This is a genomic window from Sphingomonas sp. Ant H11, assembly GCF_000797515.1.
Classification (GTDB): domain Bacteria; phylum Pseudomonadota; class Alphaproteobacteria; order Sphingomonadales; family Sphingomonadaceae; genus Sphingomonas.
Map to the genome: position 1 here is coordinate 24,561 of NZ_JSBN01000007.1, position 22,855 is coordinate 47,415.

The 22,855-nt window shown below is 63.4% G+C and carries 9 protein-coding genes and 2 pseudogenes; 8 read left to right on the forward strand and 3 right to left on the reverse strand.

Annotation, left to right across the window (positions count from 1 at the left end):
- Positions 1-59: 59 nt before the first annotated feature.
- Positions 60-3,002 (reverse strand): TonB-dependent receptor domain-containing protein, encoded by a 2,943-nt coding sequence (locus NW75_RS01925; protein WP_052192016.1) that lies wholly within the window; start codon positions 3,000-3,002, stop codon positions 60-62.
- Between the two features lie 273 nt (positions 3,003-3,275).
- On the opposite strand from NW75_RS01925, the pseudogene NW75_RS01930 reads away from it, so the two are divergent.
- The 3 genes and pseudogenes from NW75_RS01930 to NW75_RS01940 all read left to right on the forward strand — a co-directional run bounded on the left by NW75_RS01930 (position 3,276) and on the right by NW75_RS01940 (position 7,908).
- Positions 3,276-4,849: pseudogene (locus NW75_RS01930) on the forward strand (peptide MFS transporter).
- A gap of 198 nt (positions 4,850-5,047) precedes the next feature.
- Entirely contained in the window at positions 5,048-5,884 is an 837-nt protein-coding gene (locus tag NW75_RS01935; protein WP_033963392.1) for a TonB-dependent receptor plug domain-containing protein, read from the forward strand.
- Between the two features lie 110 nt (positions 5,885-5,994).
- Positions 5,995-7,908 carry a TonB-dependent receptor domain-containing protein gene (locus NW75_RS01940; protein ID WP_033963394.1) on the forward strand — a complete coding sequence of 638 codons (1,914 nt, stop codon included), beginning with the start codon at positions 5,995-5,997 and terminating at the stop codon, positions 7,906-7,908.
- A 209-nt stretch (positions 7,909-8,117) separates the two neighbouring features.
- Here NW75_RS01940 and NW75_RS01945 read toward each other — a convergent pair.
- Both NW75_RS01945 and NW75_RS01950 read right to left on the reverse strand, forming a co-directional pair.
- A pseudogene (locus NW75_RS01945) lies at positions 8,118-10,852 on the reverse strand (DUF5695 domain-containing protein).
- Between the two features lie 8 nt (positions 10,853-10,860).
- Positions 10,861-13,185 carry a S9 family peptidase gene (locus NW75_RS01950; protein WP_137902388.1) on the reverse strand — a complete coding sequence of 775 codons (2,325 nt, stop codon included), beginning with the start codon at positions 13,183-13,185 and terminating at the stop codon, positions 10,861-10,863.
- 234 nt (positions 13,186-13,419) lie between these two features.
- On the opposite strand from NW75_RS01950, the gene NW75_RS01955 reads away from it, so the two are divergent.
- The 5 genes from NW75_RS01955 (at position 13,420) to NW75_RS01975 (ending at position 22,849) form a co-directional block, all read left to right on the forward strand.
- Complete coding sequence (locus NW75_RS01955) at positions 13,420-15,789, forward strand: glycoside hydrolase family 127 protein (RefSeq protein ID WP_033963466.1); 2,370 nt, start codon at positions 13,420-13,422, stop codon at positions 15,787-15,789.
- Complete coding sequence (locus NW75_RS01960; protein ID WP_033963396.1) at positions 15,786-16,820, forward strand: Ldh family oxidoreductase; 1,035 nt, start codon at positions 15,786-15,788, stop codon at positions 16,818-16,820. Before NW75_RS01955 ends, NW75_RS01960 begins: the two co-directional genes overlap by 4 nt.
- Positions 16,821-16,822: 2 nt before the next feature.
- On the forward strand, positions 16,823-18,595 hold the full coding sequence (locus tag NW75_RS01965) for a DUF885 domain-containing protein (protein ID WP_033963468.1): 1,773 nt from the start codon (positions 16,823-16,825) through the stop codon (positions 18,593-18,595).
- Between the two features lie 2 nt (positions 18,596-18,597).
- Complete coding sequence (locus NW75_RS01970) at positions 18,598-20,145, forward strand: family 43 glycosylhydrolase (RefSeq protein WP_231564884.1); 1,548 nt, start codon at positions 18,598-18,600, stop codon at positions 20,143-20,145.
- Between the two features lie 289 nt (positions 20,146-20,434).
- Positions 20,435-22,849, forward strand: a complete 2,415-nt coding sequence (locus tag NW75_RS01975; RefSeq protein WP_156142948.1) for a DUF5695 domain-containing protein — start codon at positions 20,435-20,437, stop codon at positions 22,847-22,849.
- The last annotated feature ends 6 nt before the right edge of the window (positions 22,850-22,855 follow it).

Consider the following 22,855-nt stretch of genomic DNA (forward strand, 5'->3'; position numbering starts at 1 on the left):
AGAATCCTTTAACAGTGTCGGCAACGTCCCTTCATGGGAGGTGCCGCGGACTTGGACTTTCAGAAGGCGACGGTCGCCCCGACGAAGATCGTCCGCCCGAGCGGATCATAGACACCGGGATAGGTATTGCCATTGCCGAAGCTCGCCAGAATCCCCTGCGCGATGGCGGGCGGGTCCTTGTCGAGCAGATTGTTCACGCCCGCGCGGAGCGTCAGCCCCTTGGTGAAGTTGACCGTCGTCGCGAGATCGAAATAGCTGTACGCGGGGATCTTGCTGTTGATGATGCTGCCTTGGCCATTCAGGAACGCATTGTCCGACAAGCTCGAAAGCGTGACGCTGTCGAGATAGCGCCATGCGAGCGACAGCGTGGCCTTCTCCTTCCCCGGGATCATCCAGGTGGTGCGCAACTGATGGCGCCACGTCGGCGACGGCTCGCCGCAGGTATAGCCGTACAGGCCCTTGCAATTGTACGTCCCGAGCCCTGGCAGCGGCTCGGTCGAAAGGTCGAGCAGGAAGGTGCCGACAAGGTCGAGGTTGACCTTGCCGAAACGGTTGAGGTCGAGCGTGTAGCTGCTCGTGATGTCGAGGCCCGACGTCTGGAGCGAGCCGGTATTGATCGTGGTGCCGACGACGTAACCGTTATTGCCGAACAGCACGCCGCTGCGCGGATCGCGGTGGAACAGCCCGCAATAATAAGGGTCGCCGGTCGAGGCGCATTGGCTGATCGTCAGCGAAGGCGAAATCGTGCTGATGTAATCGGTCACCTTGATGTTGAAATAATCGAGCGACAGCGTGAAGGTGCGCAGCATCCGCGGGGTCAGCACCAGACCGATCGTGTAGGTGTCGGCCTGTTCGGGTTTCACATCGCGATTGCCGCCATATTGCTGCACGCAGACCCCCGCCGGGCATTCGGGAATGTTGCCATATTGTGCCGCCGTCACGCCGGTGCGCTGGCAGACCGTGAGCGATGCCGCCGGGCTGGAGCCGGCGCACGGATCGGTCGCGGTCACGTTGCCAAGGCTGACCGCGCCGAACAGTTCGCTGATGTTGGGCGCGCGGAAGGCATGATTGTAGCTCGCGCGCAATCGCAGGTCGCTGCTCGGTGCCCAGGACAGTTCGCCTTTGTACGTCAGCGCGTGGAAATCGGATTTGAAGCCGGTCGAATCCTGTTGGTTATGGTAGGTCGAATAGCGTGCGCCGCCGTTGATCGTCAGCGCCTTGGCGAAGGGCAGGTTCGACAGGATCGGTATCTCGAGCTCGCCATAGCCTTCGTTCACGGTGATCGTGCCGTCGGAGCCGACATAGCCGTTCTGGATCGCAATCGCGTCGCCGCTGGCGCTCAGCGTCTCGCGGCGATGCTCGGCACCCAGTGCGATGCCGATGCCGCGATCGGCCCAGGGGATCTGAATGCCATATTGCCCGAGGTCCCCGTTGATCGTGCCCGAAACCACCGTCTGTGTATTGCGACTTTGCGTCGAGCTGTTCGAAAAGAGATAGGGCAGGGCGGTGGCGCTGATCGCGCCGGCGGCGAACACGTCGATCGGCAGGCAGGTCTTGTCCGTTCCGTCGATCACCGACTGGCAGGTGGGGGTGCCGTTGACGTTGACGACGTTGAGCGCGCGCTGCGCCTTCACGTTGTCGACATTGTTCATATAGGTCTCGTTGTACCGCACCAGCGACCGCAGATAGTTGACGTCGTAGCTGAAGCCCTTCGCGAAACTGCCGCGCACGCCGGCCGTGTAGCGGAAATCCTCATGCCGTAGATCGTCGCGGCGCGGGGTGGTCAGGCGCAGACCGATAAACGTGTCTTCGGTCTGCGCGGTGCCAGCGGCTGCGCCGCACAAGGTGGTGGCCTGGCTCGCCGACAGAAACGGATTGTTGCAAGGGATCGTAAAGGTCGTGCCCTGGAACAGCGCGGACGGTGCCGCCTGTGAAAAGGTACGGTCGTTCATATACATGAAGCTGCCGTAGATCTCGGCAAGCGAGCTCAGCTTGAACTTGGCGAAAGCGCCTGCCGTGTAGCGCGTGTCGGAGCGCTGGAAATAATTGGTCGGCGAGTAATTGTACGCGAAGCTCGAATCGTAGGGTACCCAAGTGTGCTTGCCGTCCTTGGTATTGTCGAGCGTCTTGCCCTTGTTCGGGCCGGTCAGCAATGTGAACAGGCCGTAGGCGTTGTTGCTGGAACCGCCGCATTTCAGGTTGGTCCCCGCATCATCCACGGGGTCGAGCGCGCATGCCGAAACGTCACGTGAATCCTGGGTTACCGGCTGCGCCGTGCGATAGCCGCCATAAACGGTGATGTTGCCGCGCCCGTCCGCGAAATTCTTGCCGAAGCTCGCATTGACGTCGGTCTTGCCGCCGTCGAACACGGTGCCCGGCGCTTGCGGATAGCCCTTGGTGTTGACCAGGCCATGAAGATAACCGTTGCCGTTGTCATGTTGGTTGAAGCTGCTTTGCGCGTCGATCCGAACGCCGTCGAGATTGTCGCGCAAGACGAAATTGACGACGCCCGACAAAGCGTCCGACCCGTATACTGCGGAGGCACCCCCGGTGACGACGTCGATGCGCTGGACCAGAGACGACGGCACGAAATTCACATCGATCGCCTGCTGCGGCAACATTCTCTGGCCGTTCAGCAGGATCAGCACGCGGCCGGCCCCGAGGTTGCGCAAATTGATGTTCGACGTGCCGTCAGACCCGTTCGAGACGTTCTCGTTCGCATCGGCGGTGAATTGCGGAAGCTTGTTGAGCACGCTCTCGACGCTCGTCGCGCCCTGATAGCGGATCTCGGCTTCACCGACCATCGTAAGCGGGCTGTTGCTGGTCAAATCGCGGCGTTTGATGCGGGTGCCGGTGACCACGATGTCGCTGCTTTCGGGCGTGGCCACGGTCTGCTCTGCCGTCGTCGGCGCAGCGGCGATTTGCGCATAAGCGCTGGTCGACAGCAATGCGGATACCGATGCAGCGAGAGCTGCTCCCCGGCGGGAGTTGCGAATGGTCATAAATACCCCTGATTGGCCCTTTGCCTTCAGGCGAATGCACCACGCTCGCGGGGGTATGTCAAATATAATATACGATATTCGGTATTCAAAAGTCTCTGCGTTTCGCAAGGGTCTGACGTTACACGTTAAAAGATTGCATATAAAATACCGTATACCCTAGGGTGAAGGTTAGGATGTTGCGGAGGGTGCGATGGTTGAGGATGCGCGAAAGAGTGAGCGATGCGCCGAGCGAGCGCCCGAACGCTGCCCGACATTCGATGGCGGTTGTCCAGCATGACGTCTGTCGGCAATCGCCCCGCGACCGATGACACCAGCCGGTTTGGAGTGTCGGAGACGCCTACCGACGCCAGGACCGTGCTCGGCCATCCGCGCGGCCTCTTTGTCCTGTTTTTCGCCGAAATGTGGGAACGCTTTTCCTATTACGGCATGCGCGCGATCCTGATCTTTTACCTGACCAAGCACTTTCTGTTCGCGAAGGATCATTCGTACGCCGTTTATGGCACCTACACCTCACTGGTCTACATAACCCCAGTGATCGGAGGTTATCTGGCCGATCGCTTTCTCGGTGCGCGCAAGGCGGTGCTCGCGGGGGGTGTCTTCATCGTCACCGGCCATTTGCTGATCGCGCTGCTCGAAGGGCCGGCCGGAGCACAGGGCTTGTATTTGAACGGTTTCTATCTCGGTCTTGCCGCGATCGTGGTCGGAACGGGCTTTCTCAAGGCGAACGTGTCGGTCCTGGTTGGCGAGCTGTATGCGCGTGGAGATCGGCGGCGCGACGGCGCTTTCTCGATCTTCTATATGGGGATCAACCTCGGCGCGTGGGTTGGGCCGATCCTGATCGGTATCCTCGGGGAGACGGTCGGCTGGAGTTATGGTTTCGGTGCGGCGGGCATCGGTATGCTGATCGGGCTCGTCGCGTTTTGTGGTGTTTCAAAAGGATCTGCGCGGCGCGGGTCGGCCGCCCGGCGCGTTGCGCGGCGCGCCGTGTTTGCCGGGCTTTCGCTCGAACCGCTAATCTATCTCGGGGGTATCGGTGCGGTCGGCGTCGTGTGGTGGTTGATCCGATCGCAAGGCGCGGTCGGGATTCTGCTGATTGGCTTTGCGGTGCTGACGGTTGGCTATATCGTCTGGCGGTCGGTGTACACCTTGCCACGGGTCGAGCGCGATCGCGTTTTTTGCTGCGCTGTTTCTCGTCGCGCTGAGCCCGCTCTTCTGGGCGTTGTTCGAACAGGCCGGATCCTCGCTCAACGTTTTTCACCGACGAACGCGTCGATCGGATGCTGTTCGGCTATCAGATCCCGGCGGCGGTCTTTCAGTCGATCAACTCGGCTTTCATCATCGTGCTTGCGCCGCTGTTTGGATGGGGGTGGGCCATGTTGGCGCGTCGGCGGCTGGAGCCCAACGTGCCGCTCAAATTTGGGATCGGGCTGATCCTGGTCGGGCTCGGTTTCCTGGTGTTGGTTGCCGGCGCGGCACCGCGCGGTGCGCTGACCCCCGCGCTGTTCATCGTGCTGGTCTATCTGTTCCACGCGATGGGCGAATTGTGCTTCTCGCCGATCGGCCTGTCGTCGATGACTCGATTGTCCGTTACGCGAATGACGGGCTTGATGATGGGAACCTGGTTCCTGTCGACAGCGGCGGGGAATTTCATCGCCGCCTTGATCGCCCAAACGACTGGTGCCGCAAGCGCGGGCCCGGATACCATCCTGAATGTCTATACGAGGATCGGTGGATTTTCGATCGTAGTCGGTCTGGGGGTCGCGGCGCTCAGCCCATTGGTCGTGCGTCTGATGCACCTCGATACGATCGCGGACACGTCGAACGTGGCCGATACCGTAGCGGTTTAAGCGGAAAAGGCATCGCCGCAGCCTTGAATCACAAGGCGCAAATTGCGACTTGTATACTTTATATCGTATGTCATAACTCTGTCATGGGACGTGTGGCGAAAGGGCCAGGCGAAGGACCTTGAGGGGAAAATCGGCATGCGAATGAAAGTTGTTCTAACGCTCACCTGCTGCATGGCGGCACTATCGGCCACGTGTCCCGTGGCTGCTGCCGCAGCCATCGCACCTTCGGCTATCACGCAAGACGCCGCTTCAGCCGCGCCGCTTAGCAAAGCCGAGCGGATCGCCGCTCGGCGCAAAGCGCGCGCAGAACGCGAGGCCGCGCGCCGCCGCGGCAAAGCGGTGCAGCAAGCCGTTGCGGCCGGTGCCGATTCGGCAACCTATAAAGGCGAAGGCGGCAACGACATCGTCGTCGTCGGCCTGCGCGCCAGCCTGAAGTCGGCGCGCGACCGCAAGCGCAACTCCAAGCAGATCGTCGATTCGGTCGATGCCGAGGACGCCGGCAAGCTGCCCGACAATAACGTACCGGAAGCGCTTGCACGTGTTTCGGGCGTGCAGATCGACCGCGCACACGGCGAAGGCCAGAACGTCACGATCCGCGGCTTGGGCGATGTGCAGACGACGATCAATGGCTTCGAGGCGGCAAGCGCCGGGTCGCGTGCGCTCAATCTCGCGGACATTCCGGCCGAATTGCTGAAGTCGGTGCAGGTCTACAAGACCCGCAGCGCCGATCAGATCGAAGGCGGCATCGCCGGAACGGTGAACGTCGAACTCCGTCGGCCGCTCGATCTAAAGAAGGGGCTGACCGTCGCGGGGAGCTTTCGCGAGACCTTCTCCGACATCGGCAACACCAAGAGCCCCTATGCCAGCTTGCTGTTGGCCGACCGCTTCGACACGCCGATCGGCGAGATGGGCTTCCTGCTCAACGGCTCCTATACCAAGAACAATTACAATGAGAATTATGTCGCGGCGGAATCGCCGTTGCGATCGGCATCTATGTCGGCAGCCCGGTCTATAACGCGCAGTCGGCGAGCCTGAAGAACACCATCATTCCCTACGCCGTCACTTATGGCGTCGAGTCCGGTTCGGTTGAGCGCCCATCGCTCAATGCTTCGTGGCAATGGAAAGCGAACGACCATCTCGATTTCGTGCTCGAAGGATCATATTTCGGCGCACGCGAAACCAATTACAGCGATTATCTGAAGGTGCAGACGAACGTCGATACCGGCGTCTATTCGGATATCGTGACCAATCCGGACGGCACGATCCGCTCGGTGACCTATTCGACGCCGTCCACCGGCGGGCTTCCGGGCGGTCCATTGAGCCTTTACCAGAAGCGCAAGACCGACGGCTACACCACCAACTTCGAGACCCACTGGCACAGCGACAAGGTCCAGATCAATTTCGGCGCACAGTATAATTGGTCGAAGACCTCGGTCTATTTTGTGCAGCAGCAGTACCACTTCCCGGTCGGGACGTCGGTGCATACCGACTTCAACTCCGCAAATGTTCCTGGCGGCGGTCCCTATGTGACCTTCCTTGGAACCGACTTGAGCAATCCCGCCAATTACAAGCTGTTCCAGGTACATGATCAGAACGGTACCAACAGCGACACGATGTTCGCAACCAACCTCGATTTCACAGTCAAGACGAGCGACGAAGGCCTGCTGCGATCGGTCCAGTTCGGCACGCGCTTCACGAAACGGACATCGGGATACGTCTATGGGTATCGCGATGCGTTCTTCAGCAATGTGACGACAGGGCCATCGCTTACGACGGTGGGAAGCCAAACCGGCATCGGAACAGTCGCGACGACGCCCGATATCAGCGGTGCGGGCCAAATCCCGACCTGGTATCATCTCAATGACGCCCAGTATTACAACAACTTCACCGCCGTGCGAAATTACATCATCGCCAACGGCGCGGACCTGGCTGGAGCGGACTGGACCAAGGCGGAGCCCGGCGCGACCGATCTCGGTTCGGGCTTTGCCGAAACCGAGCGGACGTTTGCAGCGTACAGCCAGGGCAATTATGCGTTCAAGGCGGCGGGCATCCCGATCGACGGCACGTTCGGCCTTCGTTTCGTCAACACCTGGGGCACAGCGGCCAGCGCGCAGAATGCCTATCAATTGGGTGCTGACGGCAAGATCCTGAAGAATGCGAATGGTCAGGCCGTTTACAATACGGTCGTGACGAGCGTTGGCAGCAAGGGCAATTATGTGGACTTGCTGCCAAGCGCCACCGGCGTTTTGCACTTCACGCCGACGCTGCAATTGCGCCTGTCATACACCCACAACGTGCAGCGGCCGGATTTTTACTCGCTCCGCAACTTCAGGGAATTGCGCGATGCGATCGCGAGCCCGACCGGGACGGTCTATGCCGGAAATCCCGCGCTCAAGCCGGTCCAGGAAAACAACTATGACGCCTCGCTCGAATATTATTTCGGCAAAGGCGGCCTGGTGTCACTGGGCACCTTCCTGAAGAATCAGACCGGGTTTATCTATACCGTTCGAGCATCGGAGTACGTGCCCGAGGTCAACGCGATCCATCCGGTCGAGCAACCGCGCAATGCCGGGCCGGGCAAGACCTTCGGTCTTGAAGCGCAGGTGAATACGTTCTTCGATTTCCTGCCCGGCTTCGCCAAGCACTTCGGCGTGAACGCGAACTTTACCTATCTGCCCGTGGCGACGCTGGATTTGGCGGGAGACATTCCGGATGTGCCGCATGGCCGCGACGCGCCGTTCACCTCCAAATATTCCGGGAACATCGCGTTATTGTATGACACGCCGGTACTGAGCGGACGCCTCGCGTATAACTATCGTTCGTCCTACAAGACCTATGCCGATTATGTTAATCCAGGCTATTCGGTCTATTCGGCAGATACGTCGCGCCTCGATGCCGCGATCAACGTTACGCCGGTCAAGTTCATGACCTTGAGCGTCGAAGGAACGAACCTTCTGCACAACAATGTCAGGACCTATTTCGGTGCGTATAATGCATTGCCAGTCGGCGCGCGCCAGCAGGCACGCGTGATTCAGGCGGGTGCCCGGTTCCGCTTCTGATCATTGGCTTCTATGGTTGCTGGGAAGGACCGCGACGCAAGTCGCGGTCCTTTTTCGTATGGGCGGCGCATGCGCGACCGGCGTGGAAACAGACCATGTATCGGCGGAGCGAAATCGCGGCCAATGCACGTTGACGGGGTCTGAGTGCGCGCGGCAAAATGCCGGCGGGGCAGGGGCCCCGCCGGCATTTGCGTTCCTCTTGTCCGGACTCAGTGCGGCGTGAGCGTTACGGTCGTCTGACCGGCAGAGAGGGGAATGGTCCGGCCGCCGCGTGTATCGGTGCCCGCGTCGGTGGTATAAGCGCGGCCGCCCTTTGTGGTCGTTTCGACGAACAGGCGTGCTGCGGGGGTGGCGGTGGTGGCGGGGTCGAGCGTCAGCGTGATCGTGCCGGTCTTGGGCGTATAGCGCGCGGTGGCGATCTTGCCAGCCTCGAGCGTGATCCATGTCCCCGCAGGCGCGACGAACAGGCGTGCGCGCGCGCCGTCCTTCGGCATGACGCTGACCGAGTCCGCCGCCTTGGTAAGATTGCCGCCATAAGCCAGCCAGCCGAAGGTCGTCCTCGACCAGATAGGTCGCGGCGGCATAAGCATGGCCGAAAAAGCCCATGCCATAATCGCCGGTATAGGGGTCCCACCCCATCCGGTCGGGCCAGCTGTGGAAGGCCGCGGACCCGAAGCCGTCGCGATCGATATTGGTGATTCCGCCCATCATGCCGCCATAGGCGACGCGCAGCAGGTGCGTGTCGGCTGGGTTGGCGCGATAGGCATCGAACAGCGGGACGCGTTGAGCGCCGAACCATAATGGTGGATTTGCCGCTCGATCCGCGGATATTTGCCGCCGTAGAGGAAATCCCAATAGCGCCGGGCATTGCCGTTATAGCCCCAGCTCGGGATCGTCGGATCATAACCGAGGATCGCGTCGCGCGTGGTGTCCGCCTGCGGCTGATAGCCGAAATAGCGCATCCAGGCGTAGACTTCGGGCTGGCCGGTCGAATCCCACGCCATTTCGCTGCCGAAGGGATATTGTAACGTCTTCCAATGGTCGGCGCGGCCTTTCATCAGCGCTTCCATATTGGTCGCTTCGGCGGTCATCCCCTCGCGCTTCAGGTCTTTCAGGATGTCGACGAACACGTCGCCCTCCATCAGGCCGAACTGCGTGTAATAAGGCGCATCGCGCATCATCGCGGTGACGGTGCCATAGGCATGGTCGAGATACCATTTCCAGTCGTGCGCTGTCACGAGCCCGGGATGGTTGCGCGCGAGCCGATAGAGCACCCAGTGCCCGATCGCGACGTGCGGGTAATTGTAGGCGCGGCCGAGATCGTCGGCATCCTTGTGCGACCACGACGTCCAGTTCCGCCAATTCTCGGTCGGATCGTAATAGCCGGGATGTTCCTTGGGGTCATAATAGAAGATGCTCTTCTTGACCGCACCGGCATGGTCGCCGCTGGCAATTTGCAGCGTGCCGACAACGGTTTCGTCGACCAGCGCCTCAAGCTTGGCGACCTCGGTCGCATCGGGATTGTCGAGCTGCTTCATCATCGCCGCGACCCAGCTGCCCGCGCCGCCTTCGTCGCTCATCCCCGAAATCCACACGCGTGGTTCCTGCGTCAGGATCTTGCCCGCTTCCTTGTCGTAGGACAGGATCGCGGGGGCGCGGTGGAACGGGTCGGTCTTGTCGTCATACCATTGCCTGGTGGTGGTGAAGCGGCCGATATCGGCCATCACCTGGTCGAGCGGCTTGGTGATGTCGTAGCTGACCGTCTGCACCGTGCCATCCGCATAGGTGATGCTGAGCCGCGCCGGGCCCCAGCCACGCGCCTGCACGTCATAGCGCGCCCAGCCTTTGGCAGCCGCAGTCGGCGTGGCGATCAGCGCACCTGCCGGGAAGGATTCGATCCTGGCGACCTTGCTGCCATATTTCAGGAAGAGCGCGGCGGTGAGATCGGTCGGCACGACATAGCCGGGAATGCCGACCGCGACCGGGCGGTGCTGCGCGGCGAGCGTGGTCTCGATGCCGCGAATATCGGGCGACTGCACGAAGCGCACGCCGACATCGCGGCGTTCGCCGGGGGCGAGCGTGATGCTGGTGGGCGCGTTCCATTGCGGCCCGGCCTTGCTCCATTCCTTGTCGGCATAGCCCTTTGACGCGATCGTCCAGTCGTAAAACCCTTCCGAGGTCTGGCTACGCTGGCTTTTCTCGGTGAAGGTCGTGCCCTTGGGGGCGGCGCGGTCCTGCGGGAGCGGGACATAGGCTTCGAGCGGGCTGTGCCCCTCGGGCAGGACAAGCAAAGCGGAGCCCTTTCCGCTCAGCCGGGTCACCTGGAGATAGCCTGCATCGCGCCCGATATAGGGATCGACGAAGCTCGCCTCGGCATGCGCCTGTTCGAGCGTGCGGTCATCGATGATGTTGTCGAACACCATCGGCATACCAAGCACGCCGATTTCGACCGGGGTCGGCGACGTGTTGACCAGCGTGAAGCGCAGCACGGGTGACCCGCCGACGTTGAGCCAGCGGCGTTCGACCCGCAGCGGCAGGCCATCGCCAAGCGAGGCGGTGATGTCGGCTGCGGCGAGCGTCGTGGGGTTGGTCGGCAATAGCGTGATCGCCTTGCGCCGATGCGCCGAGGCATAGTCGCGCCATTCCCCGCCAGGGTGCGTAGCCGCAGGTTTATGTCGCCGACATGATTGTAGCCGTCGCCTTGCCGTTCCGGCTCGCGCTTGCCGGGGACGAAATCAAAGGTCGGATCGGCGAGCGGTGACAGGCCGGCAAGGGTCTGCGTGTCGTTGCGCAGAAGCAGTTGCAGATTGGCGACACGCACCGCCGTGGTGGCGATCGGCTGGTAGACCGGCTTGGGTGGTTGGGCGTCCTGCGCCATGACGCCGAGCGGAGTCGCGATCGCCAACGCCAGGAGCGAGACACGCAGCATGCGGGGAGGGAGCATCGAGTTTCTCACTGTTTGGCGGCGGCGGGCGCTGCTGGATGGGGGCTCTGGTCTTCAAACGCGGCGTCGGCAGGTGGTGCCTCGTCGAGGAGGTTGCGGACGAAATAATCGCGGAACTTGCGCCAGAAGAATGGCTGGGCGACGCGGTGCGTGGTGTTGGGCAGCACCACCATGTCGAAGCTGCGATGCGCCTGGATCAGCGCGTTGCCGAGCCGGAAACTCTCGGTAATCGGCACATTGTCGTCGATATCGCCGTGGATCAGCAACAATTTGCCCTTTAGGTTGCCCGCGACCGACATGTTGGAGTTGCGATCCCACACCGCCGGGTCTGGATTGCCCATCGTCACCTCGGGCCACCAGGCTTTGTCGAGCCGCAGATCGTGATTGCCCGACGATGAGACCGCGACCTTGAAGAAATCGGGGCGCCGGAGGATGAAGCGCGCCGCGTCATAGCCTCCGGCCGAGCCGCCATAGACGCCCACGCGCGTTGTATCGATATAGGGGTAGCGCGCCGCCATCTGGCGGATCATCGCGATGTGATCGTCGAGCCCGACCTCGCCGAGATTCTGGTACGCCGGCAAGCGGAACGCCTGACCGCGTTGCGACGTGCCGGTCGCATCGATCACCACGACGATCGCCCCAAGTTGCGCGACGCTGCCAGGCCCGTTCAGCAGCGTGTCGCCGAACGCACTCGGCACGACGTGCATGGTCGGACCGGTATAGACATTGTCGATGATCGGATAATGCCGCGTCGGATCGAAATGCGCCGGGCGATAGATCATCGCATAAAGCGGCGTCTTGCCGTCGGCGGCAAGCCCGCGAAACGGCTCGGGCATAGTGAAGCCGGTCGCGACCAGCGCTGACGCGTCGGCATGGCCGAGCTCGTAGAGGATGTGTCCGTCGCTGGTGTCGCGCACGACGGTGCGCGTCGGTACGGTCGGGCTCGACATCGCGTCGATTACGAACCGGCCATCGTCGGAGACGTGCAACTCATGCTCAAGGGGTTCGGGTGTGAGCAGGACTGGCTGGCTGCCGTCGAGCGTCACGCGGTACAGCGCGTGATAATAGGGGTTGCGGTCGGCTTCGCGGCCGACGCCGGTGAGCAGGATCGAGCGCTTCTCGCCATCGACATAATTGACCGACGTGACCTCCCAATTGCCCTTGGTCAGCGGTATGCCGCCATTGGGATCGTCGGGACGCACCAGGTAAAGCTGTGCCCACCCAGTACGCTCGGACACGTCGAGTTCGCCGCCCAGTTCGGGGGCTGGTTGCAGAAAGCTCGACGTCACCGTGACCAGCGGCTTCATGGCTTCGCGCGCGGTGATCGTCGATGCGCCGGTGACCGGGTCGGACAGGTAGACGACAATCTGGCCGTAGCCGCGCTCGACCCATTGCGAGCGGACCTTGCCCGCCGACCAGCTCAGATCGGGATCGGCCGGATAGAGCAGCGATTCGCTCGGGACTTGGAGGGGCACGATCTTTGCCTTGCGATGCTTCACCGCATCTTCGACGTCGATCACCAGGCGGCTGGCTTGCGGCAATTTCGCCGCGCCCGCGAGCGGATAAATGTAGGAGAAACTGCGCGGATAGAAGGCCCCGGGCGGCGTTTCCTGCGTCATCGTCAAGCGCTGCACGTCGGTCGTATCGAGCCGCCAGGTGAGGATGCGCTTGCTGTCGGGCGACCACCGTACCGACACCGGCAGCACGGGGTCTTCGGTGCCTTGCTTCAGGATTTCCGATAGTTCGGCGATGCCGCGACCGTAAGGTTTGTCGCGCGTGCCATCGGTGGTGAGCGCGACGCGGCGCTTGGTCCTGAGATCGACCGCGACCAAATTGTGATCCTCGGCAACGATGCGGAAGCGGCCGTCGGGCGAAACCGCATCGTCGCCCTTGGGCGAGGCCTTGACGGCCTCGGTCAGAGCGCCATCCTTGAACGTCCAGCGCTTGTCGAACGCGCCGAAACCGAGCACGCCTGTTGCCGGGTCATAGTCCGGAGCGTCCAGATATAGGCCGCTCGGTGGGCCCGATTTGCCGGTCGCGTTGGAAACAAGCCGCGCCAGTACGGCCTCGTTGATAACCGGACGTGCCTCGCGCGTTGCGAGATCGAGGAACAGGATATCGCGGGCGTCGGTCGGGCCGCGACGGAACAGCACGCCATTGCCGTTATTGATGAAGTGCGCGTCGAGATTCTGATCGACGATCAGCTTGCGCATGGCATCACCAAGGTAGCGGTCGGCCAATTGGTAGCGCTGTTCGATCGTCGGCAAAGGCGCGGGATTTGCGCGAGCCGCGATCGGTGCCAGCGCTACGCCGGTCAGCAGCGCTAGGTGCACAATGAGACGCCGATGAGTACGTGGTGACGATAGGCTTGGAGCAGGCACGGCGATCCCCTTTTGCGGCACGATACAGCAGGCATGTCACCACTCGTCAATAATATTATACGGTATATGATCGTGAAGGGCGGTGTTGGAATCGTCGGGCCGATCAACAGCATGGGAAGGGGCGTTCTGCGATTGACCTCTCTTTCCAACCGCCCTAATCGTATACCGTATTACAAGGGAGTGATCATGCAGGGCACGCGTCGCGAAGTGATGGCCGGAGCAAGCGCCTTGGCGCTGCTGGCTGGGCCAACCGCAGGGTTTGCCGCCCTCGCCGCAGGTTTGCCGCGCCGGGCCACGCCGTTTCCTTTGTCGGCGGTGCGCTTGCGCCCATCCGATTACGCGACTGCCGTCGAGGTCAACCGCGCCTATTTGCTGCGCCTCAGCGCGGATCGGTTACTGCACAATTTCCGTGCCTATGCCGGGCTCAAGCCCAAGGGTGAGGTCTATGGCGGCTGGGAGAGCGATACCATCGCCGGTCATACGCTTGGCCATTACATGTCGGCGCTGGTGCTGCTGCACGAACAGACCGGCGATGCGCAGGCGAAGGTGCGCGCCGACTATATCGTCGATGAGCTGGCGGAGGCGCAGGCGGCGCGCGGCAACGGCTATATTGGCGCGATGCAGCGCAAGCGGAAGGACGGCACGGTCGTCGATGCGATCGAGATCTTCCCGGAGATCATCAAGGGCGATATCCGCTCGGGCGGATTCGATCTCAACGGTGCTTGGTCACCTTTCTATACGGTGCACAAGCTGTTCGCAGGGCTGCTCGACGTGCATGCGAGCTGGGGCAATGCCAAGGCGCTCTCGGTCGCGACCGCTTTCGCCGGTTATTTCGAGCCGGTGTTCGCGGCACTCGACGACGCGCAGATGCAAACCATGCTCGGCACAGAATATGGCGGGCTTAACGAGAGTTTTGCCGAACTGTTCGCGCGGACCAAGGATCGCAAGTGGCTGGCGATCGCCGAGCGGCTGTACGACCGCAAGGTACTCGATCCGCTGACCGCCGGACAGGACAAGCTCGCCAATTTTCATGCCAACACCCAAGTGCCCAAGCTGATCGGGCTTGCGCGGATCCACGAATTGACCGGCGAACCGGCAAAGGCCGCTGCGCCGCGCTTCTTCTGGCAGGCGGTGACGCAGCATCACAGCTATGTGATCGGCGGCAATGCCGATCGCGAATATTTCTCCGAACCCGACAGCATCAGCCGCCACATTACCGAACAGACCTGCGAGCATTGCAACACCTACAACATGCTCAAGCTGACGCGACAATTGTATAGCTGGCAGCCCGATGGCGCGCTGTTCGATTATTACGAGCGCGCGCATCTCAACCACGTTATGGCGGCGCAGGATCCCAAGACCGCGGGGTTCACCTATATGACGCCGCTGCTGACGGGGGCGGTGCGCGGATACTCGACCTCCGCCGACGACGCGTTCTGGTGCTGTGTCGGCACGGGCATGGAAAGCCATGCCAAGCATGGCGAGTCGATCTTCTGGGAAGGGGAGGGTGCCTTGCTGGTGAACCTCTACATCCCCGCCGACGCGACGTGGCGCGCGCGCGGCGCGGCGCTGACGCTCGACACGCGCTATCCGTTCGAGCCGACCTCGACGTTGACGCTCGCCAAGCTCGCCCGCCCGGGTCGCTTCGCGATCGCGCTGCGCGTGCCCGGCTGGGCTGCGGGCAAAGCCGCGGTGCGCGTGAATGGCCAGCCGGTCACCCCGAGCTTCGCCAGCGGCTATGCGATCGTCGAGCGACGCTGGAAAGCGGGGGATACGGTCGCGATCACGCTGCCGCTCGAGCTGCGGATCGAGGCGGCGCCGGGCGACGACCGGACGGTCGCGATCCTGCGCGGGCCGATGGTTCTCGCCGCCGATCTCGGCACGACCGAGGGGGACTGGACGTCCCCCGATCCGGCGCTGGTCGGCACCGATCTGCTTGCCAGCTTCCGACCGAGCGCCACACCGGCGAGCTACACCACCAGCGGCGTCGTGCGGCCGGGCGACCTGAGTTTCGTGCCGTTCTACAAGCAATATGAACGGCGCAGCGCGGTGTATTTCAAACGCTTCTCCGAAGGCGAATGGAAGACCGAGCAAGCCGCGTTCGTCGCCGAGCAAGCGCGGCTCAAGGACATCGCCGCGCGGTCGGTCGACGTCGTCCATCTCGGCGAGATGCAGCCCGAGCATGATCACGGCCTGATCTCGGAGCTGTCCTTCCCGACAAGCTATCGCAACCGCAACGGGCGTGATGCGCGATCGGGCGGCTTCTTCGAATTCACGATGAAGGCAAAGCCCGGGCCGCTCGTGCTGCAGGCGACCTATTGGGGCGAGGAGCGAGGGCGCGATTTCGACATTCTGGTCGATAATGTGAAGATCGCGACCCAGCATCTTGGCGGCGACGTGCCGGGCAAGTTCATCGATATCGAATATCCGCTGCCACAGGCGCTGACCGACAAGAAAAGTGCGCTGAAGGTGCGCTTCGTACCGCACGACCGCAGTTCGGCGGGGCCGGTGTTTGGCGTGGTGCTGTTCACGGCCAAGCCCGGCACCGTCAAATGACCATCGCGACCGCGCCGGTCTCGGTGCGCATGACGCTGGCGGAGGTCCGTGCGCTCGCCCGGCGCGTGCTGCTTCAGGTCGGGCTGTCGGGCGATCACGCGCACGCTGTCGCGGAAACGATGGTGGCGGGTGAACGCGACGGCTGCACCTCGCACGGTCTGTACCGTCTGCTCGTCGCCGCCAAAAGCGTTCGTGCCGGGACAGTTGCGCCCGAGGCGATTCCGCTTCTGTCGGAGCCGGCCCGCGCGCTCGTGCGGGTCGATGGCGGCGGCGGCTTCGCCCAATTGGCCTTCGAAACGGGCCGCGCAATGCTTGTCGAAAAGGCGCAGCGTTACGGCATTGCCGCTCTGGCGCTCAATAATGTCGTGCATTTCGCCGCGCTCTGGCCCGAAATCGAATGGCTGGCAGAGAAAGGTCTCGTCGCGCTGGCCTGCACGCCGAGCCATGCCTGGGTCGCGCCTGCCGGCGGTACGCAGCCGGTGTTCGGCACCAATCCGATCGCCTTCGGCTGGCCCCGCCCCGGTCGGCTGCCGTTCGTCTTTGATCTGGCGACCAGCGCGGTGGCGCGCGGCGAAATCGAGCTGCATCGTCGTGCCGGTAAGCCGGTGCCCGACGATTGGGGGTATGACGCCGCAGGCCAGGCGACGACCGACGCCGAGGCCGTGCTCGCGGGGGCGATGCGCACCTTCGGCGGGCACAAGGGGTCGGCGCTGGCGGCGATGGTCGAGTTGATCGCCGGGCCGCTGATCGGCGACATGACCAGCGCGGAATCGCTCGCCGCCGACGGCGGCGCGGGCGGATCGCCGCTCGGGGGTGAGTTGATCGTGGCGATCGACCCGGCGGGTTTTCTCGGCGATCAGGTCGAGGCGCACCTTGCGCGGGCCGAAGGTATGTTTGCGGCGATCGAGGAGCAGGGCGCGCGCTTGCCCTCGCAACGCCGCTACGCAGCGCGCGCGCAGAGCATGGTGCACGGCGTCGATATTCCGGCGGCGTTGCTCGCCGACATCGATGCCCTGGTGGCAGGAGAATGAAGATGCGGCATGGCTGGTTACTCCTCGTGCTGCTTGGCACAGCGATGCCGATGGTGGCCGACGCGGCACCACGCAAGACGGCGGGCCGCGCCGTTTCCGCCGACGATCGGCTGAAGGCGATCTATACCGCTGAATATGCCTGGCGGCAGAAGATGCAGGGACCCGATGAGAACAGCCCGCCCGAAACCCAGGCCCATTTGCCCGATGTGGGCCCGAAGGCTCAGGCGGCAAAACTCGCGCGCTGGACCGAGACCGAGCGCCTGCTCGCCGCGATCCCGTTCGCGCAGTTATCGACAAAGGCAAAGGTCGATTACGCGGTCTATAAGGGACAGATCGACGCGCTGCTCGCCGAACAGACCTATCGCGATTACGAAAAGCCGCTCAATTCCGACACCAGCTTCTGGGGCGACGTCGCTGAAGGAGCACGCCGCAGCTTTCACACCGAGGCCGACTACCGCGCCTATATCGCGACCCTGCGCGAGCTGCCGGGCTATTTCGACGCGCAGATCGCCAATATGCGCGCCGGTCTCAAACGCGGGTTCACGCCGCCCCAAGTGACGCTGCAGGGCCGCGACATCGGCGTGGCGCAAGTCGCCGAAGCCAAGACGCTGGCCGACAACCCGCTCTATGCGCCCTTCGCGAGCTTCCCGGCGGCGATCCCGGCAGCGACCCAGGCCGCGCTGCGCAAAGACGGCGCGGCGGCGATCACAGAGGCAGCGGTGCCGGCGCACGCCAAGCTGCTCGCTTTCCTGCGAACAGACTATATTCCGGGTGCGCGCAAGACGCTGGCGGCATACGATCTGCCCGACGGCAAGGCCTATTATCAGTCGAAGATCCGCGAGTTCGTCACGCTCGACATCAGCCCCGACGCGATTCACGCGATTGGGGTGTCCGAGGTCGCCAAGATCCACGCGCAGATGCTCGACGTGCTGCGCCAGGTGAAGTTCGATGGCGACCTGCCCGCCTTCCTGCATTACCTGCGCACCGATCCGCGCTTCTACCCCAAGACCGCGCAGGATCTGCTCAACCGCGCCGCCTGGATCGCCAAGACCTTCGACGGCAAGGCAAGCGACTGGTTCGGGCATTTGCCGCGCAGCCGTTTCGCGATCAAGCCGGTGCCAGCCGACCTCGCGCCCTTCTACACCGGCGGGCGCGGCGGCCCCGGGATCTATCTGGTCAACACCTGGAACCTGCCCTCGCGGCCTTATTACCAGATGGTCGCGCTCACGCTCCATGAATCGGCACCGGGCCACGCCATGCAGATGCCGCTTGCCGCCGAAAATACCGGGTTGCCGCAATTCCGTCGCGACGCCTATCTCTCGGCGTATGGCGAGGGCTGGGCGCTGTATTGCGAGCAGCTCGGCGACGATATGGGGATGTATGACGATCCCTATGATCGCTTCGGCATGCTCAGCTACCAGATGTGGCGCGCGGCGCGGTTGGTCGTCGATACGGGGATCCATACGCAAGGCTGGTCGCGCGAGCGTGCGCAGCAGTTCCTGCACGACAATACCGCACTGTCCGATCACGAAATCGAAACCGAGGTCGATCGCTACATCGCCTGGCCGGGGCAAGCGCTGAGCTATTACATGGGGGAGCTGGCGTTTCGCAAAGCGCGCGCACACGCCGAGCAGGCGCTCGGGCCCAAGTTCAATGTGCGCGCGTGGCACGACGCGATGCTTGAGCTGGGTTCGGTGCCGCTCCCGGTGCTCGATGCGCGGACCGATCAACTGATCAAGGATGGCGGCAAAGGCCCCTATCCCCAAACGGAATGACGATGCGACGCTCCATCCTCGCCCTCGCCTTGCTGACAACGACCCCGCTCGCGGCACAGGAGACGGTCCACAGCAACGGCAATCCGATCCTCGCGGACGGCCGCTATTATTCGACCGACCCTGCGCCGGTCGTGATCGGCGATACCTTGTGGATCCTTGCGGGGCGCGACGAGGCTCCGCCGGGCGTCAATGATTTCATCATGAACGAGTGGCAGCTGCTTGCCACCAAAGACCCGGCCAAAGGCGACTGGACGCACTATCCGGCGATCGCGCGGCCCGAAAGCGTGTTCAAATGGGCCGAGCCCGGGCACGCTTATGCCGGCCAGATCGTGCCTGGGCCCGATGGCAAATTCTACATGTATGCGCCCGTGTCGGAGGCGAAGAGCGACGCCCCCGACCGCTTCGCGATTGGCGTCGCGGTGGCCGACACTCCGGTCGGCCCATGGCGCGATGCGCATCCATCGGGACCGATCCTCTCGCAGCGCGTGCCCGAGCGCACCACGATCCAGAATATCGATCCGACCGTGATGATCGACGATGATGGCACGCCGTACATCTATTGGGGCACGTTCGGGCAGTTGCGCGGGATGGCGCTCGCCCGCGACATGATTACGCCGACCGGCCGCGAAATCCGGGTCGACGGGCTGAAGGGCTTCTTCGAAGCGCCGTGGCTGATGAAGCGCAAGGGCGTCTATTACATGCTCTACGCTGGCAATAACGCCGGGCCGACGAGCGACTGCACGCCAGCGGTGTATCATGCCTGCATCGCGTATGGCACCGCGAGCTCGCCGCTCGGGCCGTGGACCTATCGCGGCGTGATCCTGAAGCCGGTTTCCTCGACCACCTCGCATTCCGGGGCGGTCGAGTTCAAGGGCCAATGGTATCTTGCCTACCACACCGCCGACGCGGTCGGCGGCGGGCATTTCCGGCGCAGCGTGGCGCTCGACCGAATCGAATGGGACGATAGCGTGACCCCGGCGCGAATTCGCCCGGTCGTGCCGACGCGGTCGCCCCAGCCAACGCCAGCACCGACGCGGAACGTCGCCGGTTCGGCCACGGCGTTCGCTTCGAACACCCCGGTGCCGGTGCAATATTGGATCAAGGCGCTCAACGACGGTATTCGGCGCGAGGCTCCGCTGCCGCCCGACATGTGGGGCACCTGGCGCGGTGCCGACAATCCGGCGCATCCGTGGATCGAATATCGCTGGGCCAAGCCGGTGACGCTCAATGGCTCGCGCATCTGGTTCTGGGCGGATCATCCGGCCGGGGCGGGCGAAGGCGTTGCGCCGCCTGCGCGCTGGCGGATCGACTATTGGGACGGACGCTGGAAACCGGTGCCGCAACCGAGCGGTTATGGCGTCGCGGTCGATGCGGCGCAGGAGACGCGCTTTGCCACAATCACCACGCGCTGCCTGCGCGCGACGTTCGACGCTTCGCAGGCGGGCGGTGCCACCGCCGGAGTTGCGGTAACCGAATGGGAGGTGATCGCGCCTACGCAGCAACGGCCGACCGCCGCACCTGTCGCCGCGTCGGAGCCTTGCGGCTCATGACAGCGCTTAGCCGTCGCGCTTTGCTCTGTTCGGCGGTCGCGGTGGGCGCGCTCCGCCTAGCTCCGGCGGCGTGGGCGATGGAGACACCGCAACGGCGGGTGGCGCGCACCCTTCAGGCGCGCGCGTCGCGCTTCGTCGTCGGGACCGACGCGACCGGTATAACCAGCCTGTCCGTCCGCGATGATCCATTCCCGACCGATTATGTCTATCCTGGCGTAGCGCTCGGCACCGCGCGCATCGTGTGGCGGCACGGCGTAGGGGACTGGGAGCGCTTTGACAGCGCCCGCGCGTGGCAGTACGCACGGTGGAGACCGATGCTGGCAGGAAGGCCAGCTACGCGATCGCCGACACGCTCGAACTGCAGCTCGAACAGGGGCTCGAAGGAGCGGATCTGGTGTGGCGCATCACGCTGCACAATGTGTCGGCCGTCCCGGTCGAGATCGGCGATCTGATGCTGCCGTTGCCGATGAACAACATCGCCGGCGCGGCAAAGGACGACGGCAACGCCGTGCTGAAGCACAGCTTCGTCTCGGGTCACGGCTCGCATCTGTTCTGGATGCGGCGCAACAGCGTGGGGCCGTACCTCCTGTTGATGCCCGAGCGCGATACCCAGCTTGAATATTGGGATATGGCCGCCGCCGAGAACCATGACGACGGCTATTGCGTCTACATCCATGCCGCCGCCGCGGCGGCCGAAAGTGCGGCCAAGGGGACACGCTGGCGTATTCCGGTCACGAATCTGATGCTCGCGCCGGGCGAGCGGCGCAGCTACGCGCTGCGCTTCAGCCTGGTCGCGGACTATGCCGCCGCGCGAGACGCGATCGCCGCTGCGGGCGGGATCGATGTTGAAGTCGTGCCCGGCATGACCGTCCCGAGCGATTTGTTCGTGACGCTGGCATTGCGTTCGTCCGACCCGATCCACGGGATCGATGCCGAGCATCCCGCTGCAACGCAGATCGAGCCCCTCGGAGAACGGGCGGGGCGGCAGCTATACCGCGTACGCTTTGGCCGTCTCGGCGAGAATCGCCTGACGATCCGCCACGGTGACGCGCGCCTCACGCATCTCGAATTTTTCGCGACCGAGCCGCTCGAGACACTGATCGCCAAGCGCGGTGCCTTCATCGCCGCGCACCAGCACCGCGATCCGACGAAATGGTATCGGGGTTTGCTCGGCGAGTGGAACATGCAGAGCCAGACGCTGCTCGGGCCCGACACTTATGATCAGATCAAGGGCTGGCGTATCTACGAAGTGACCTGCGACGATCCGGGGCTCAGCAAACCCGCTTTCCTCGCTGCCAAGAATGCCGAGCACCCGGTCCAGGCCGAAGTCACCGCGCTCGACGACTATATCGAGCACTTCGTATGGGGCGGGCTGCAGCGCAGCACCGCCGAGACCTATCCCTATGCGATCTATGGCATCCCCGACTGGAAACAGAATCGCGACAGTGCCGATGCTGGCACCAAGGGGAAGCTGCACATCTGGCGGGTCTACGATTACCCGCATATCATCCTGCTTTACCTTTCGCTGTATCGCATCGCGACCGACCACCCCGGCGTCGCGACGCGGCTGGACGCGAAGGCCTATCTCGAGCGCGCGTTCGGCACGGCGCGGGCGATGTTCACCATCCCGAAAGCGCTGGCGAACTGGTCGGCCTATGAGACGGGCTTCTACAATGAATGCGTCCTCCCGGAGCTGATCGTCGCGCTGGACGCTGCCGGTCGATCCGCGCAGGCGCAGGAATTGCGCGAGTTCTGGGAAACGAAGGTGCGCTTCTTCGTCACCGGCGAGCCGGATCTGTTCGGCTCCGAATATGCCTTCGATTCGACGGGATTCGAATCGACCCAGGCGATCGTGCGGTACGCGCTCGACCATCCGGTCGCGGGCGTTTCGCGCGACGCGGTCAAGGCGTTCAGCGCTCGGCAAATGGCGGCCAATCTGTTTTGCCGTGGCTGGCTCGAACCGGCTTATTATCTGCTCGGCAGCGATTATCGCGGGTCGGGTGGCAATGCCTATACGCTCAGCTACATGGCGCAGATGGGCGGCTGGGCGGTGCTCGACCACGCGCTTCGCGATCCCGTGGATCCGCATACTCTGCTTCGGCTTGGCTATGCGTCGTTTCTCAGCAGTTGGGCCCTGCTCAACAGCGGGACTGCGGAAACCGATTACGGCTATTGGTATCCGGGCAAGGCCAATGACGGTGCGGCAGCAGGCGGATTTGAGCCGGCCCCTAACGGGCTGACCTGGCTCGATCAGCCGCATCACCGCGGCGCATGGTATTATGCCTGCGAAATCGATCTGGGCTTTTGCGGTGCGCTACGCAGCGCGGCGACGATCGTCGCGGATGATCCGATCTTCGGGCGGATCGTTTTTGGCGGCACACTGCGCGAGGGCGACCACACGATCGCGGTCGTGCCGCGCGATGGCGTGCGGCGACGGTTCCACGCGCGCTGGGCCGGCGGGACGGTCGATCTCACCTTGCACGCCGGGCGCTTTGCCGCCGATCGTGAGATCACGCTTTCGCATGACGGGCGCAGCGTCGGATTTCTTGTCGAACACGGCGCGGCATCGGTCACGCTCGATCTCGGCGCAGGACGGTGGCGGGTCGCGATCGAGGGGGCGATCGTCACGGAGGCTGGCGGCACCATCCCGCTTGCCTTGCGCGGTCCTTCGCCCGTTGCGGTTACGCTGACCCGTCTGGCCTGAACCCAT

What these genes read in the sequence shown, in the direction of transcription:
- NW75_RS01925 (WP_052192016.1), bottom strand. Translation starts at nt 3,002, where the DNA reads ATGACCATTCGCAACTCCCGCCGGGGAGCAGCTCTCGCTGCATCGGTA.
- NW75_RS01955 (WP_033963466.1), top strand. Translation starts at nt 13,420, where the DNA reads ATGCAGGGCACGCGTCGCGAAGTGATGGCCGGAGCAAGCGCCTTGGCG.
- NW75_RS01960 (WP_033963396.1), top strand. Translation starts at nt 15,786, where the DNA reads ATGACCATCGCGACCGCGCCGGTCTCGGTGCGCATGACGCTGGCGGAG.
- NW75_RS01965 (WP_033963468.1), top strand. Translation starts at nt 16,823, where the DNA reads ATGCGGCATGGCTGGTTACTCCTCGTGCTGCTTGGCACAGCGATGCCG.
- NW75_RS01970 (WP_231564884.1), top strand. Translation starts at nt 18,598, where the DNA reads ATGCGACGCTCCATCCTCGCCCTCGCCTTGCTGACAACGACCCCGCTC.